The following is a 14528-nucleotide window of genomic DNA, read 5'->3' as shown; positions in this document are numbered from 1 at the left end:
GTCGTCCCGTCCCCTCGGGTTCGTCACAACGTGAGGAACTGCTCCAGCCACGTCGGGTCCGACCGGATCTGCGCCGCCTCGCCGGACGCCACGACCACGCCTTGGTCGAGCACGTAGACGCGATCGGCCAGCTCCAGCGCCATCTGGCTGTTCTGCTCCACCAGCAGGACGCCGCGCCCCTCGTCGGCGACGCGACGCAAGGTGCGTCCCATCTCGGTGGCGATGTTGGGCGCGAGACCCTGCGTCACCTCGTCGACCAGCAGCAGCTTCCTGCCACAGATGAGGGCCCGGCCGACGGCCACCATCTGCTGCTGCCCCCCGGACAGGCGGGAGGCGACACGGTCCAGGTGGTCGGTGAGCTGCGGGAACACCTGTAGCGCCCGGTCCTGGGCGGCCTGCTGCTCCGCCTTCCGCACGCGCGCACCGAGCGCCGCGAGCCGGAAGTTCTCCCGGACCGTCATGCCGGGGAACATCCGCCGGTCCTCCGGCACGTAGCCGACGCCGAGCTGCGCCACCCGCTCGGTCGGCAGGCCGACGAAATCGTGCCCGGAGAAGCGGATCTGCCCGGCACGCACCGCCACCATGCCCATGACCGCCTTGACCGTGGTGGTCTTGCCGGCCCCATTGCGGCCGAGCAGGGCCACGAGCTCTCCGGGGCGTACCGAGAGCGACACGCCTTGGAGCACGTGCGCGAGCCCGTAGTAGCCGTGGACGTCCTCGACGTCGAGCAGTGGCGGATGCTCGGGAGCGCCCTGCGGCGCGGCGGCGCTCACAGGCTGCCCGTCAGATAGACCTCTTGGACCTCGGGGTGCGCCTTGACCGCCTCCGGATCGCCCTCGAACAGCGTCTCGCCCTGGTGCAGCACCGTGATCCGCTCGGCGATGCTGAGGATGACGTCCATCTTGTGCTCGATCATCAGGATGGTCAGGTCCCGGTTGAGCTCGCGGACGAGCTCGATGGTGGCGTCGGTCTCCGTCGGGCTCATGCCGGCGGTCGGCTCGTCGAGCAGCAGCAGCCGGGGTGATGTCGCGAGGGCGATCGCGAGGTCGAGCCTGCGCTGGTCCCCGTGGGACAGATTGCCTGCGACGGTCTCCCGCTCGTGCGCCAGCCCGATGCGCTCGAGGACCTCCTCCGTGTGCCGCACCACGGACGTGATGCCGTCGGCGGGCCGCCAGAACACGTATGAGTGGGTGGCCGTCTGCGCCGCGATCCGGACGTTCTCGAACACCGTGAGCAGCGGGAAGACCGTCGTGATCTGGTACGACTTCGCGAGCCCCTTGCGAGCGACCTTGGCATAGGACATCCCCGTGATGTCGTGCCCGTCGAACTCGACGCGCCCCGCGTCCGGACGGGTGTGCCCCGTGATGAGGTTGAACAACGTCGTCTTGCCGGAGCCGTTCGGACCGATGACGGCATGCAGGCTGCCCCGCGGGATCTCGAGGGTCACGTCGTTGATGGCATGGATACCGCCGAACGACCTGTCGAGGCCCGCCGCCCGCAGGATCAGGTCCGTCATCGTGCCCTCCGGAGCTTCGCCGACCGCATGCGCGGGAGCATCGCTGTGATGATCCCCCACAGGCCCTGCGGGAACGCCAGCACGCACACCACGAAGACGGCTCCCACCACGAGCTGCCAGGACGCGAAGTTCCTGCTGAGGGTGCTCTCGAGCAGCAGGTAGACGACCGCGCCGAGGAACGGCCCGAACAGCGATCCGCGCCCCCCGAGGATCGCCATCACCAGCACGATGCCCGAGAGCAGCCAGTAGGGCTGGAGGCCGACGAAGTTGTTCAGCATCGCGAACAGGCCGCCGGCCAGTCCGGCGACCGCACCGGCGACGACGAACGTGACGAGCTGGACCAGCCTCGTGTTATAGCCACATCCGCGCGCTCGCTCCTCGCTCTCCCGGATGGCCTGCAGGACGCGTCCCATCGGGGACTCGGTGTAGAGGATCAGACCGGCGAACACCACGGCGACGACGGCCGCCGTGAACAGGAAGAACGTCAAGGGGTCGGCGAGCGCGTTCAGCTGCAGCGTCGTGCCGGGCAGCCACAGCGTTGCCACCGGGATGCCGGCCAGGCCGTCATCACCCCCCGTCACGGTGTTCCACTGGAGCGCGACGAAGAAGCCGAGCTGCGCGAACGCCAGCGTCAGCATCGAGAAGTAGATCTCGCTGCGTCGCAGGCAGACGGCGCCGACGAACACCGAGAGCAGCGCCATCGCGGACGCCGCCACGATCAGGGCCACCCAGGCGCTGGTGGTCAGGTTCAGCAGCACCAGCCCAGCGGCGTAGCCGCCCCACGCGAAAGGCAGCGCATGGCCGAAGGAGACCAGACCGCCGTAGCCGACGAGCAGGTTGAGCCCGGAGGCCCAGAGCCCGTAGATCAGCATCCCGATGGCGAGGCTGGGGTTGGGCACCGTGAACATCACGACCCCGGCCAGGACGACGAACAGTCCGAGCTGCCCCCATGCCCACCGCCGGGGGACGGCACCGGTGCGCCGCGCGGCAGCGCGCGGCGCGGGGCTCCCGGCGGGCCCGCCGCCGGTCGTCCGCGGGGTCACGTCGGTCATGTCGCCCCCAGCAGGCCGCGCGGACGGAACGTCATCACCAGGATCATCAGGACGAATGGCACGATCCCGGCGTAGATGCTCGCGTAGAGCGTGGTCACCGAGACGAGCAGACCGATCAGGAGACCGGCCGCCACCGCGCCCCAGAAGCTGCCCATGCCGCCGACCACGACAACGACGAACGCGAGGATCAGCACGTCCGCCCCCATCTCCGGGTAAACGCCCGTGATCGGCCCGGTGAGTACGCCCGCGATGCCCGCGACGGAGATCCCCAGCGCGAAGACGAGCGTGCGGTAGCGGCCGAACCGGACTCCGAGCGCCCGGATCATCACGTGGTCACGGATGCCCGCCCGCACGATGAGGCCGACGTTCGTGCGCTGCAGGAACAGCCAGAGCCCGCCGACGACCAGCCCGACGGCGACGACGACGAACAGCAGGTAGGCCGGGACGGGGCGACCCACCCCCAGGTCGACCTGGAAGTCGAGGATCCGGGGCGCGGACACCGGACGGCCGCCGGAGCCGGCGATCATCCGCATCCCTTCGATGATCACGTAGGTGAGGCCGAAGGTCAGCAGCAGCGCGTCGATCTGGTCCCGCGCGTACATCGGCCGGATGAGCGTGCGTTCGAGCACCACGCCCAGCAGGAACATGACGACGGGCACGACCAGCAGCGACAACCAGATGCTCCCGGTCGCCACAGTCAGGTAGGACGTGATGTAGGCGCCGACCATGTAGAGCGCGCCGTGCGAGAAGTTGATGAACTCGAGCAGTCCGAAGATCAGGTTCAGGCCGAGCGCGAGCAGAACGAGCAGCGCTCCGCTGACCAGGCCCAGGATCAGTTGGGAGATCAGCTGGTCCATCGGATGGTCTCCAGGTGGTGGGCGGTGCCGAAGTCGGGGCGCGCCGGTCAGGACGACCGCTTGAACTCCACCGAGACCTCGTCACAGGTCGGTGCGAACTCCTCGGTGCCCGGCACCGTCTCGGCGACCGCACGCAGGCCGAAAGTCGGGTCGCCGCCGCGGCTCTCGGCCTCGTCGGCGCCCAGCCCTTCGAGGATGTACACGGGGGCGAGCGCCTGGTGGTCGCATTCGCGGATCGTCATGTCCCCCTGGCCGAGGCTCACCTCCAGTCCCTCGAGCGCCCCGCGGAACGCCTCGGGCGCCTCGTTCCCGGCCGCGACCTGCTCCGCGATGATGTGCACCGCGTTGTAGAGGTAGACGCCGTAACCGCCGGGCGGGCGCCCGAACTCCGAGCGGTACGCTTCGACGTACTCCTGTACACCCGGATCGTCGACGTTCCAGTAAAAGGCGGCCATGGCGTAGGTGCCGTCGATCAGGTCGAACCCGAGCTCCTCGTCGAAGGTCAGATCTTCCAGCGTGAGGAAGGTCCTGATGCGCTCGGTCAGGCCGAACTGCGCGGCCTGCCGCAGGAAGCTCACCTGGTCGCGCCCGACGCCCCCGAAGACGAGCACGTCGGCACCCGAGCCCTCGATCGTGGGGATGAAGGGGTTGAAGTCCGTGGTGCCGAGCGGGAAGAACGCCGTGCCCGCAACGCCGCAGCCGGGCTGCGCCGGGATCGCGTCGGCGTAGGCGGCCTCCTGCTCATGGCCGAACGCGTAGTCGGGCAGGAGCAGGAAGACCCGCTTGCCGAGCTGCTCGCACAGGAACGGCGACGCGGCCTTGATCGCCTGCGACGGGGTCGGCGCCAGGTGGTAGGTAACGGCCGGATCGAAGTTCGGCGGCCGGTTGAGCTGCTCGGTCTGGCAGGCGCCGAGGTAGGGCACGCCCGCCTGCTTGGCGACCTGGTTGATGGCGAGCGTGGTGGCGGCGGAGACGCAACCGGTCAGGAAGTGGACCCGTTCCTCCTGCACCAGGGACTGCGCTTCGCGCAGCGCGACGTCGGGCTTGAGCTGCGTGTCGCGCACCGAGAGCTCGATCGGGCGCTCACCGGCCATGCCACCGAGGAGCTCGACGGCCAGCTCCGCGCCATTGCGCTGTTCCTCCCCCAGCTGGACGTAGGCACCGGTGACGCCGGTGAGCACGCCGATCCTCAGCGGCTCGCCCGACGCGGCCTCGCCCCCGCCGTCGGAGCCACCGGCGACCGAGCCGCCGCAAGCGGACAGCAGCAGTGCCGCGCATGCCATGACGAGCACCTTTGCCCGCATGTGATCCACCTCTCGCCGTTTCCGGTGCGGTGACCCTACGAGAGACGGCGGGAGAGAAGGGTACGGAGAAGCCACAGATCGGCGGCGGAAAACTTGTGGCCCAGCACAAGCTAGAAGCGTGCGCCGTCGTGTTGTCATCGCCTCGGCCCGCGCGCCCGCCCGTGCCGGTGCTCACACGCGGCCGAAGACCGCCCGGAGAGAGCTGAGGTGCCATGCAGATCGGCCTGTTCCACTCGATCCAGTGGCCGGAGGGCAGCGACCAGAGCGACCGGTACGCGCAGGCACTCACGCAAGCCTGCCACGCCGACGCGCTGGGCTTCGACTCGGTGTGGCTGACCGAGCACCACTTCAGCCGGCACGGCATCGTCTCCGACAGCCTCATGGTCCTCGCGCACCTGGCCGCACGGACCAGCCACGTGCGGCTCGGAACGGCGGTCTCGGTCCTTCCCCTGCACCACCCGCTGCGGTTCGCCGAAGCGGCCGCCACGGCCGACCAGCTCAGTGGCGGCCGGATCGACCTCGGCATCGGGCGCGGCTACCAGCCGGGCGAGTTCCGCGGGTTCGGGGTCGACATCGCCGAGAAGAACGCCATGTTCGACGAAGCGCTCGAGGTGCTCCGCCTGGTCTGGTCCGCGGACGGTCCGGCCTCCCACTCCGGGACGTACTTCTCCTTCGAGGACGCCGCACCCCAGCCGCGCCCCTTCCAGCAGCCGCACCCGCCGCTGTGGGTGGCCACCGACAGCCCCGGCGGTCTCGCGATGTGTGCCGCCCAGGACTGGGGAGTGCTGCTGCCCCAGGGCACCTCGCTGACCGTCACCGAGGGGCAGATGAAGCGGTACGCCGACGCGCTGGCCGACGCCGGCTGCGGGCCCGAGCGGGCCCGTGCCTACCTGGCCCGCGCGACGCACCTCGCGCCCACCGATGCGCAGGCGTGGGCCGAGGCCGAGGGCCCGTACCGGGAGTTCCTCGGATACGCCGACCGGCTGCGGCAGCGCGGGACGGAGGGCCGCGAGACGGGGGGCCGCAGCCCGTTCGACCTCGACGCCGACCTGCGCTCCAGCGTGCTCTTCGGCAGCCCGGAGACGATCATCTCCGGTCTGGAAGCGATCCGCGAGCTCGGGATCGAGAGCGTCATGCTCTTCATGCACATGGGCGGGCTGCCGCACGAGAAGATCATGGCGTCGATGGACCTGTTCGCACGCGAGGTGCTCCCCGTGGCCCACGAGATGTGAGTACAAGGCCGGCTCCGTTCCCGAGACCCGCCATCCCATCCCAGGAGGATCCATGCCCCCCACCGACGACGTCCCCTTCGACGGCGACGGCATCATCCACGACTACATCGACAAGTACTCCAACTGGGGGCGGTGGGGCGAGGACGACCAGCTGGGCGCCCTGAACCACGTCGGCCCGGAGCAGGTCAGGGCGGCCGCCGCGCTGGTGCGCCAGGGCCGCGTCGTCTCGATGACCCTGCCGCTGGACCTCAAGGGGCCACAGTCCGGCGGCTTCCGCGCCAACCCGCTCAACATGATGACCGCGACCGGCACCGACTACGTCGCCGGCAAGCAGGACCCGCTGCCCGGTGGCTTCGGCCCGTCGAAGGGATTCGGGTTCGCCGATGACGTGCTCGTCGCCCCCAACCAGGCCGGCAGCCAATGGGACGGTCTCGCCCACATCTTCTGGAAGGGGAAGATGTACAACGGTTTCGACGCCGGGCACGTCACCGCGAGCGGCGCCGGCCGCTGCGGCATCGAGGTCACGCAGACGAGCTTCGTGATGCGCGGCGTCCTGCTCGACGTGGCCCGTCACAAGGGCGTCGACTGCCTGGACCCCGGGTACACGATCACCGCCGACGACCTCGACGCGACGGCGGCCCGGCAGGGCGTCGAGGTGCGCACCGGGGACGCCCTCATCGTGCGTACCGGCATGACGGAGACGCGACGCGGCGACTGGGGCGACTACAATGGCGGCCCGGCGCCCGGGTTGTCTCTGCACACCGCGCCGTGGCTGCACGCCCATGACGTCGCGGCCCTCGCGACGGACACCTGGGGCTGCGAGGTCCGGCCGAACGAGATCGACCTGTTCCAGCCGCTGCACGTCGTCGCCCTGGTCCACATGGGCATCCCGTTCGGAGAGATCTGGGACCTCCAGGCGATCGGGGCGGACTGCGCCGCAGACGGCGTCTACGAGTTCATGCTCACCGCCCCCACGCTTCCCATCACGGGGGCTGCGGGCTCCCCGCTGAACGCGCTGGCGATCAAGTGACAGCCGAAGAACTGCCGGTGCTTGTTGTTCCACAGTTCGGCGAAGGCCCGGAGGAATCGAGGGGACGTCATCAACAGGACGTCGACGGGGCGGCCCATCGCCTGGGAGTCACGAGAGGTGCATGTCGGCAGAGTCCCCCGGCCGATGCAGCCCGAAGGTGAGCGCCGGGTCGCCACACACCCAGTCGCCGCGGAACTGAGCGCCCTCGCCGAGGTCGCGGTTGCGCCTCAGCAGGGCTCGCCCGAGTTCGAGCTGCGGAGGCTCCCAGTCACCCAGTGCGGCCTCGACGTCGCCGTCGTGACGGACCAGCGCTGCGGCCAGCGCCCAGACGTCGGCCGCTCCCTTCGCGGTCGCCGCCGCGGCGTGCGGGCGGACGGTGAAGGCGGCATCGCCGACGAGGCACACCCTGCCGAAGGCCATGTGCGGTACCTCGACGTCGAGGATCACCTGCACGAACGGTGTCGCGCTGCGGGTCGCGACCTCCGCGACGGGCGGCGGCAGGTCGGAGAGGGCGATCTCGCGCAGCTCCTTCAGGTACTCGTCGCGGACGGCACCGGGGGGCAAGGACACGTCGCGGCGCCGGCCCGCCCGGTCGGTGAGCAGGTCGGCCAGCGGCTCGCCCTCGGGCACGTTGCGGTACCAGACCAGGTTCATCAGCCGCCGGCCGGTGTCGACCACCCCGTGGTAGTTCGGGATCGGGTAGGTGAGGGCGTGCGTTCCTGCGCCCACGTGGTAGGTCAGCGAGTCGTCGAGCGCCGCCGACGTCGCGGGCGTCAACTCGCGCTCGTCGACGACTCCCCGCCAGGCCACGTACCCGCCGTAGCGCTGCTCGACGGTGGGCAGCACTGCGCGCCGGGCGAACGACGAGACGCCGTCGGCCGCGACGAGCAGGTCGCACGAGGCGCTCGTACCGTCGGCGAAGGTCAGCTCGATCCGGTCGTCGTCCTGCGCGATGCCGGTCGCCTCGTGGTCGAGGTGGTAGCGCTCACGGCCGAACGCGGCCAGCAGGCTGCCGTAGAGCGTGTTGTAGCCCGTGAAGTGGTGACGGCGGCGGTCCTCGGAGAGCACCGCCCCGTCCCTGTCCAGGTAACGGTGCCACGCCGCCGACGTGCTCACAGTGCCCAGGTCGAGCAGCGAGTGGTCGAGCAGGTAACGCACGGTCATGGGGTGCAGCACGATGCCCACGCCCCGGCCCTCCAGCGGCGCACGGGAGCGCTCGTAGACGTCGACGTCGCAACCGACGTCTCGGAGCACCAGCGCGGCGGTGAGCCCGATCAGCGATCCGCCCAGCACCGCGACCTTCGGTCGCCGCGTCTCGGCGAGCCTCCCCATCCCCGGCACGGTCATGAGCCGACCGTCCATCCGTCGCTCGGGATCACGGGCACGACCTCCAAAGGGATGGGGGAACGGGGGACCGAGGAGGTGCGCCATGGTCAGCGACGCCGGCCTCTTCCTCGCTGAGCGCGCCCGCGAACCGCTGCCCGAGTGGGTCCGGGAGATGGCCGCGGGGGTAGACCTGCAGGAGCTCTGCGAGCGGGTGGTCGGCCGGGACATCGCGGTCGCGTTCCCGAGCCTGGCCGACGACGCGGAGTTCGCCGACCACCTCCGGGCGAGCGTGCGGGCGAACCTGCACGCTCTGCAGCAGGTGCTGTGCGGGCAGCTCGCGCCGGCGCAGGTGCGTCTCGAGCAGCCGTTCGAGTTCGCGCGCGTCCAGGCCCGGCTGCGGATCCCCCAGACGGCGCTGCAGCGCTCCTACCGGGTCGGCTTCTTCACGATGTGGCAGGAGTGGGCGAACCGGCTGCGGGCGGTCGCCGACGCGAGGGGGGTGCCGCGCGACGAGGCCCTGCGCGCGTTTGCCCACCTGACCGTCACGATCTTCGACTACCAGGACCACGTGGCGTCGCAGGTGGCGGAGCACTACGCCCGGGCCGACGAGGCCCTCAACCGCTCGCGCACGCACGTGCGCCAGGGGCTGGTGCGCGAGATCCTGCGCGGCGAGCTCCTCTCGCTGCCCCCGTCGGACCTGCTGACGCTCGACTACGACCTGACCGCCACGCACGTCGCGGTCGTGCTGCCTGCAGTGGTCGAAGGGCTCGCCGGTCGGCTCGTCATCGGCCTGCGGGCCGCGACAGGCGTGCGGCAGAGCCTCGTCCACCCGCTCGACCTCAGACGGACCGCGGTGTGGCTCGGACGCACGCGCGGGTGGACGCGCGACACCGCGCAGCGGTTGCGCGACGCGCTCCTCGCCGCGGGGGTGGAGGCTTCGCTCAGCGAGCCCCAGCCCGGGCTGACCGGCTTCCGCCACGCCCTCGAGCAGGCGCAGGACGTGGAGGCGATCCGGACGGCTGCGGAACCGACACGGGCGCCCCAGGTGCTCGAGCACCGTGATGTGGCACTCGAGATCCTCCTCATGCGGGAACCGGACCGGGCCCGCAGCTTCGTCCGCGCCGCGCTGGGTCCGCTCGCGCACGACACCCCGGAGGCGGCGCGGCTTCGCGAGACCCTGGACGCGTCTTTCCGCCTGGGTACGCACGTCGCGGCCGCCGAGCACCTGCAGCTGCACGAGCACACGGTCCGCAACCGGCTGCACAAGGCCGAGGAACTCCTCGGGCACCCTCTGCCGGAACGGCGCACCGAGCTGCAGGTCGCCCTGCGCCTGCTGCGCTTGCTGGACCCCGCTCCATGAGGAGCGCGCCGAGCCGACGCCGGTCATCGCCCGGCTAGCCGCTGCAGGACGCCGAAGACGCACGCGGTGTCCTCGTCCAGCCGACCCTGCGCGACGGCGGCCTGGTAGAGCACGGCGGCGGCGGAGAACAGCGGTGTCGGGCTGGCCACCTCCGCGGCGAACGCCGCGATCAGCTCGTTGTCCTTCCGCATGGTGGCGACGGTCGCGGTCGCCTCGGCGTAGCGGCCGGCCGCCATGAGCGGACCACGCACCGCCAGCATCCGGGACCCGCCTGCCCCGTCGCCGACCGCGGTGAGAACCTGGTCGAGGTCCATCCCGGCGCGCTCGGCGAGCAGCAGTGCCTCGGCCGCGGCCACGTTGTGGACGGCGACGAGCAGGTTGGCGACGAGCTTCATGGTCGTCCCCCGGCCGAACGCGCCGAGGTCGTGCTGCGCGCGGGTGAATGCCGCCAGCACCGGCGCCGCCCGCCGCGTGGCCGCTGCGTCGCCGCTGACGTACGCGACGAGGTCGCCGTCGCGCGCCTGCTGCCCCGTCCCGCTCATCGGGCAGTCGAGCAGCGTCGCGCCCCACGCCCGTGCCCGGTCGTGTCCGTCCTGCTTCGCCTCCGGCGCGAGGGTGCTCGTCTCGACGACGACGAGGCCGGACCGACGCCCCGCATGTAGGCCGCCCTCCCCGTCGAGCACCGCGACGAGCGCGGCGGCGCTCGGCAGCGAGGTGACCACGACGTCGGCTCCCCGGGCCACGTCGGCTGGGCTGTCGCAGACCGTCCCACCGCGCTGGGCGTGTTCGGCACGACGGCGGGGATCGATGTCGAAGCCCACCACCGGGAAACCGGCGGCGAGCAGGTGCGCGCTCATCGCCGAACCCATGACCCCGAGACCGACGAGACCGACCGGGTCGCCGCTCACAGCCCGTTCTCCTCACCCAGGAACCCGAGCAAGGCCCGCACGAACTGCTCAGGCTGCTCGAGCACGCCCGCGTGCCGGGCCGGCGAGAGCCAGGCGAGCCGCGCGTCGGGGAGCGCCTCGGCCAGCTCGCCTGCCGCCGCGAGGAAGGGAGGGGCGTCGTCGTCGCCGCAGACGACCAGCGTGGGAGCCGTGATGCGGCCGAGCTCGCCGGTCAGATCGACCGCCTCGAGGGCCTCACAGGCGCGCGCGTATCCGCGCGGGTCCCCGGCGAGGAACGTTCGGCGCACCTGCTCGACCGCCGGCCCGCCTCGAGCGAGCAGGCCGGCGGTGAACCACAGTCCGAGGGTCGGTTCGAGCAGTGGCTCGAGCCCGTCGACGGGCGTGCGGACGGCCCGGTCGCGCCACTGCCGCCGGAGTACCGGCGGGTAGACCGCGACGGCGTCGACGACGACGAGACGCCGGACGCTCTCGGGATGGCAGGCCGCGAGCCGCTGGGCGACGAGGCCGCCGAGGGACACCCCGACGACGTCGAACGGCTTGCGGCCGTCCCGGCCCATGAGCGCGGCCGCTTGTGCTGCCAGGTCCTCGACCGTGTACGCGTCCTCGGGAACCGGCGCCTCCCCGTGCCCGGGGAAGTCGTAGCTCAGCACTTCGAACCCGGCGAGCGCGGGCACCACCCCGTCCCAGAAGGATCGATCCACCCCCAGCGGGTGCAGGAGGAGCACGGGCGGGCCCTCGCCGGTCGCGTGCAGCACCGGCGCCGGCAGCGGCGCGCCGGTCATCGCCTGCCCTCGCGCACCGCGTCCCGGTCCGGCAAGGCAGGCCCATCGGGTGCAGGCGTGCGCGCCACATTCATGACCATCGCGAGCGTCGTGTAGTAGCCGGCCGTGGCCACCAGCTCGACGACTCCGGCCTCGCCCAGCTCGGCCAGCGCACGGCCGTAGGTGGCGTCGGTGACGCCCTTCGTGCGGTGCAGCTCGTCGAGCAGGTCCCAGACGACCGCAGCCGCCTCGTCCGTCTCGTCAGGGCGCCGGTCGTGGGCGATGGCGTCGGCGACCGCCGGGTCGAGCCCGGCGGCGAGCGCCAGCGGATGGTGGAAGCCCCACTCGAACCGCTGGTCCCACCAGCGGGCTACGAACAGGATGGTCATCTCGAACAGCCTCCGGTCGAGCGGGCTGCCGAAGCGCAGGTACTCCCCCGTGTGCTGGAGCCGGGTCATAAGCTCGGGGCTGCGCAGCAACGGCACGAAGGGCCCGACCGCCGCGCCGCGCGGGCCCGCGGTGATGTCCGCGAGCGCCCTGCGCTGCTCGGGCGCCAGCCGGTCCTCGGGCACCGGCGGCAGCCGGTCGTGGTGCGCGCTCCCGGCGCCGTTCTCGGTCGGTACCCCCACGTCAGGCCCCCGTCCCGCCGGTGACCGCGCCGCCGCTCGCCCGGAGGGCGTCGTTGACCTGCGGCATCACCTTCGTGGCCATGAGGTCCATCGACTTGCGGGCCAGGTCGGGCTCGACCCAGTCGAGACCCGCGTAGACGAGCTCCCCGAAGTCGCCGGTCTGCTCGCGAAACGCGAGGACTTGCTCCGCCACGGAGTCCGGCGTACCGCAGATCACCAGGTCGTCGAGCACGCCGTCGAGCGTGACCTCCTCGTCGGGCTGCTCCCGCGAGGACTTGAACAGTCCGAGCCGGCCGAGCTTGGCCATCTTGGTCAGCATCTTCTCGTAGTAGTAGCGGTACGGGCTGCGGGGATCGGAGCGCCCGTAGCGCTGGGCCACGGCGTCGTCGTCGGACACGAACACGGTCCGCGCGATCCGCCAGTCGGCAGTGGTGATCGCTGCTCCCGCCGCTTGCTTGCCCTCCAGGTAATTGGGCCAGTGGGTGGCGACCCACTGCGGCAGTAGGAAGTTTGCCGACAGCGGGTGGAAGTCGCGCTCCCCCATCGCCACGACGCCCTTGGAGAAGGGGGCGACGACCGTTCCGACAACCTCGGGTCGCGGCTGCTGGAGCGGGCGTCCGACGACGCCGACCCCGAGCTCGGGGTCGTACGTGCTCGCGGTCGTCACCCGGAACCGGTTGCCGGGCAGGTCGATGTCATAGGGCGGGTCCAGCTCCCACATCCGCAGGATGACGTCGATCGCCTCGGCGAACATCTGGTTGCGGTCCTCGTCGAGCAGCCCGAGCAGCTCCGCGTCGGACGGCAGCGCCCCCGGACTGACCCCGAGGATGAACCGGCCACCCGAGAGGTGGTCGAACATCGCGGTGTGCACGGCAACGAGCGCGGGGTGCATGTGCGACAGGTTGGTCGTGCCGGTGGCCAGCGCGATCCGTGTGGTCTGCGGGATGAGCGTCGCGAGGAACAGCAGGCTGTTGGTGATGTTCTCGTGGCGGTCGGTGAGGTGCTCGCCGATGAACGCGTCGTGGAACCCCAGCCGGTCGGCCAGCACGACCGCCTCCTGGTCCTCCCGCAGCGTGTCCGACCACTCCCGTCCCTGCGGGTGCATCGGCATGGCGAAGTAGCCCAGTCTCACGACGGCCTCCTCTGGCATCGGCTCCGCGGTCGCCCCAGTCAAGGCCGATCAGGGCCCAGCGGCAGTGTCTGCGCCGGTGAAGTTGGCCCTCGGCCGATGACGGCACCCGTGAGTCACGGCCAACGCGTCGGCCCCGGCTCACGCCGACCGCCATCGGCAGCCCGCTCGTCTCACGCCGTCCGCCATCCCCCGGGCCCGAGGCAGCGGGTGTACTGGCGGGCGACCGACACTTCACCGGAAGGACGGTTCTCCCGATGACGACCTCACCGACGCCGGATCTCCCGGCGTGCGATGCGGAGACCTTCCGCCACGTCGTGGGACACCTCCCGAGCGGCGTGACGGTCGTGACGACTCGGACTCCGCAGGCCGCATTCGGTATGACGGCGAGCTCGGTGACCTCCCTGTCGCTGAGCCCGCCGATGATGCTCGCCTGTCTCAACAAGTCCTCCCCGACCTCGGCCGCCGTCGCGCGGGCCGGCGCCTACGCGGTGAACGTGCTCGGTCAGGGCCACGAGCACCTGGCCCAGCAGTTCGCCGTGCGCAGCGACCGCAAGTTCGCTGGGGTCGAGGTCGTCGACGGCGCCCTCGGCCTGCCGCTGTTGGCCGACGCGCTGGCGCACATCGAGTGCGAGGTCGTCGAGGAGGTGACGGGCGGGACACACCGCGTCTTCCTCGGCCGCGTGGTAGGTGCCACCGCGGCGAGGGGCACCCCGCTCACCTACTTCCGCGGCGGCTTCGGTCGCTTCGAGTTCGCCCGCGACGACGCCGTCTACCAGCGGGCACGCCAGCAGCTGCTCGAGCGGATGTACGGCGCGGACACCGTGATCCAGCTCGACGACCTCACCCATCAGCTGCAGGTCGAGAGGCCGGCCGCCTTCTACGCCCTCACCCGGCTCACGGCCGACGGGCTCGTGCGCCGGGACCCCGACCGCGGCTACGTCATCGTGCCGTTCGACACGCGCACATCGGACGAGACGTTCGAGGCGCGCTGCGCGATCGAGCTCGGGGTCATCGACATGGTCGTCGGCCGCGTGGTGCCGGCCGAGCTGGCCGAGCTGCGCAGCAGGTTCGAGGAGATGGCGGCGCTGCTCGTCGGGGACCGCTTCGTCGACTTCGACCGCTACCTCGACGCGAACTACGCGTTCCACGAGGCCCTGGTCTCGCTGGCGCACAATCCAGCGCTCACTGCCGCGTTCGGCCGCTTGAGCATCAAGACGGTCATGACCCGCAGCTTCGGTGTCACCCCGGTGACGTCGCAGGCGTTCATCGACGCCCAACGACAGCTCACCGAAGGGATCGAGCAGGGGGCCGCCACCGGCGCCCGGGCCGGGGTCTACCGCTACACCGACCTGGCGAAGCGGCGCGTCCGCGAGATCCTGGCGCAGACCGGCGGGCAGCTGTGACGGCCGCCGCGGCGTCTC

Annotated in this window: 14 protein-coding genes; 4 read left to right on the top strand and 10 right to left on the bottom strand. The window is 71.3% G+C overall.

Annotated features, from left to right (window positions below; translation table 11 throughout):
* Positions 1 to 23: 23 nt before the first annotated feature.
* Genes CFP66_RS37645 through CFP66_RS37625 form a run of 5 tightly spaced genes read right to left on the bottom strand, consistent with a single transcriptional unit; the run spans position 24 to position 4729 of the window.
* Positions 24 to 773, bottom strand: coding sequence for an ABC transporter ATP-binding protein (locus CFP66_RS37645; protein WP_198961936.1), 750 nt, complete (start codon positions 771 to 773; stop codon positions 24 to 26).
* Positions 770 to 1516, bottom strand: a complete 747-nt coding sequence (locus CFP66_RS37640) for an ABC transporter ATP-binding protein (protein ID WP_094930138.1) — start codon at positions 1514 to 1516, stop codon at positions 770 to 772. The genes CFP66_RS37645 and CFP66_RS37640 overlap by 4 nt, the downstream gene beginning before the upstream one ends.
* The gene (locus CFP66_RS37635; protein WP_094930137.1) at positions 1513 to 2568 is read right to left on the bottom strand and encodes a branched-chain amino acid ABC transporter permease; all 1056 of its coding nucleotides are present in this window, start codon (positions 2566 to 2568) and stop codon (positions 1513 to 1515) included. Before CFP66_RS37635 ends, CFP66_RS37640 begins: the two co-directional genes overlap by 4 nt.
* A complete protein-coding gene (locus CFP66_RS37630; RefSeq protein WP_094930136.1) occupies positions 2565 to 3425 on the bottom strand; it encodes a branched-chain amino acid ABC transporter permease in 861 nt (286 codons plus the stop codon). Before CFP66_RS37630 ends, CFP66_RS37635 begins: the two co-directional genes overlap by 4 nt.
* A 47-nt stretch (positions 3426 to 3472) precedes the next feature.
* Entirely contained in the window at positions 3473 to 4729 is a 1257-nt protein-coding gene (locus CFP66_RS37625) for an ABC transporter substrate-binding protein (RefSeq protein ID WP_158228367.1), read from the bottom strand.
* A gap of 212 nt (positions 4730 to 4941) precedes the next feature.
* Between CFP66_RS37625 and CFP66_RS37620 the strand changes: the two genes are divergently transcribed.
* Together CFP66_RS37620 and CFP66_RS37615 are read left to right on the top strand one after the other, a co-directional pair.
* Positions 4942 to 5961 (top strand): LLM class flavin-dependent oxidoreductase, encoded by a 1020-nt coding sequence (locus tag CFP66_RS37620; RefSeq protein WP_094930134.1) that lies wholly within the window; start codon positions 4942 to 4944, stop codon positions 5959 to 5961.
* Positions 5962 to 6013: 52 nt separating this feature from the next.
* Positions 6014 to 6991, top strand: coding sequence for a cyclase family protein (locus CFP66_RS37615; protein WP_094930133.1), 978 nt, complete (start codon positions 6014 to 6016; stop codon positions 6989 to 6991).
* 108 nt (positions 6992 to 7099) lie between these two features.
* Here CFP66_RS37615 and CFP66_RS37610 read toward each other — a convergent pair whose 3' ends face one another.
* The gene (locus CFP66_RS37610; protein ID WP_233160038.1) at positions 7100 to 8338 is read right to left on the bottom strand and encodes an FAD-dependent monooxygenase; all 1239 of its coding nucleotides are present in this window, start codon (positions 8336 to 8338) and stop codon (positions 7100 to 7102) included.
* An 82-nt stretch (positions 8339 to 8420) separates the two neighbouring features.
* Here CFP66_RS37610 and CFP66_RS50180 point away from each other — a divergent pair, with 82 nt between their 5' ends.
* Positions 8421 to 9677 (top strand): CdaR family transcriptional regulator, encoded by a 1257-nt coding sequence (locus tag CFP66_RS50180; protein ID WP_094930132.1) that lies wholly within the window; start codon positions 8421 to 8423, stop codon positions 9675 to 9677.
* 23 nt (positions 9678 to 9700) lie between these two features.
* Here CFP66_RS50180 and CFP66_RS37600 read toward each other — a convergent pair whose 3' ends face one another.
* From CFP66_RS37600 to CFP66_RS37585, 4 genes are read right to left on the bottom strand one after another with little or no spacing between them, the layout of a single operon-like run.
* Positions 9701 to 10585 carry an NAD(P)-dependent oxidoreductase gene (locus CFP66_RS37600; RefSeq protein ID WP_094930131.1) on the bottom strand — a complete coding sequence of 295 codons (885 nt, stop codon included), beginning with the start codon at positions 10583 to 10585 and terminating at the stop codon, positions 9701 to 9703.
* Positions 10582 to 11367 carry an alpha/beta fold hydrolase gene (locus CFP66_RS37595; protein ID WP_094930130.1) on the bottom strand — a complete coding sequence of 262 codons (786 nt, stop codon included), beginning with the start codon at positions 11365 to 11367 and terminating at the stop codon, positions 10582 to 10584. Before CFP66_RS37595 ends, CFP66_RS37600 begins: the two co-directional genes overlap by 4 nt.
* The gene (locus CFP66_RS37590; RefSeq protein WP_094930129.1) at positions 11364 to 11975 is read right to left on the bottom strand and encodes a carboxymuconolactone decarboxylase family protein; all 612 of its coding nucleotides are present in this window, start codon (positions 11973 to 11975) and stop codon (positions 11364 to 11366) included. The genes CFP66_RS37595 and CFP66_RS37590 overlap by 4 nt, the downstream gene beginning before the upstream one ends.
* 1 nt (position 11976) lies before the next feature.
* Complete coding sequence (locus CFP66_RS37585) at positions 11977 to 13107, bottom strand: LLM class flavin-dependent oxidoreductase (RefSeq protein ID WP_094930128.1); 1131 nt, start codon at positions 13105 to 13107, stop codon at positions 11977 to 11979.
* Between the two features lie 254 nt (positions 13108 to 13361).
* On the opposite strand from CFP66_RS37585, the gene CFP66_RS37580 reads away from it, so the two are divergent.
* Entirely contained in the window at positions 13362 to 14510 is a 1149-nt protein-coding gene (locus CFP66_RS37580; RefSeq protein WP_094930127.1) for a flavin reductase, read from the top strand.
* Positions 14511 to 14528: the final 18 nt, after the last annotated feature.

The sequence above is a fragment of the Pseudonocardia sp. MH-G8 genome (genome assembly GCF_002262885.1).
In the GTDB taxonomy this organism is placed as follows: domain Bacteria; phylum Actinomycetota; class Actinomycetes; order Mycobacteriales; family Pseudonocardiaceae; genus Pseudonocardia.
This window is presented reverse-complemented; position numbering and strand designations above follow the sequence as displayed.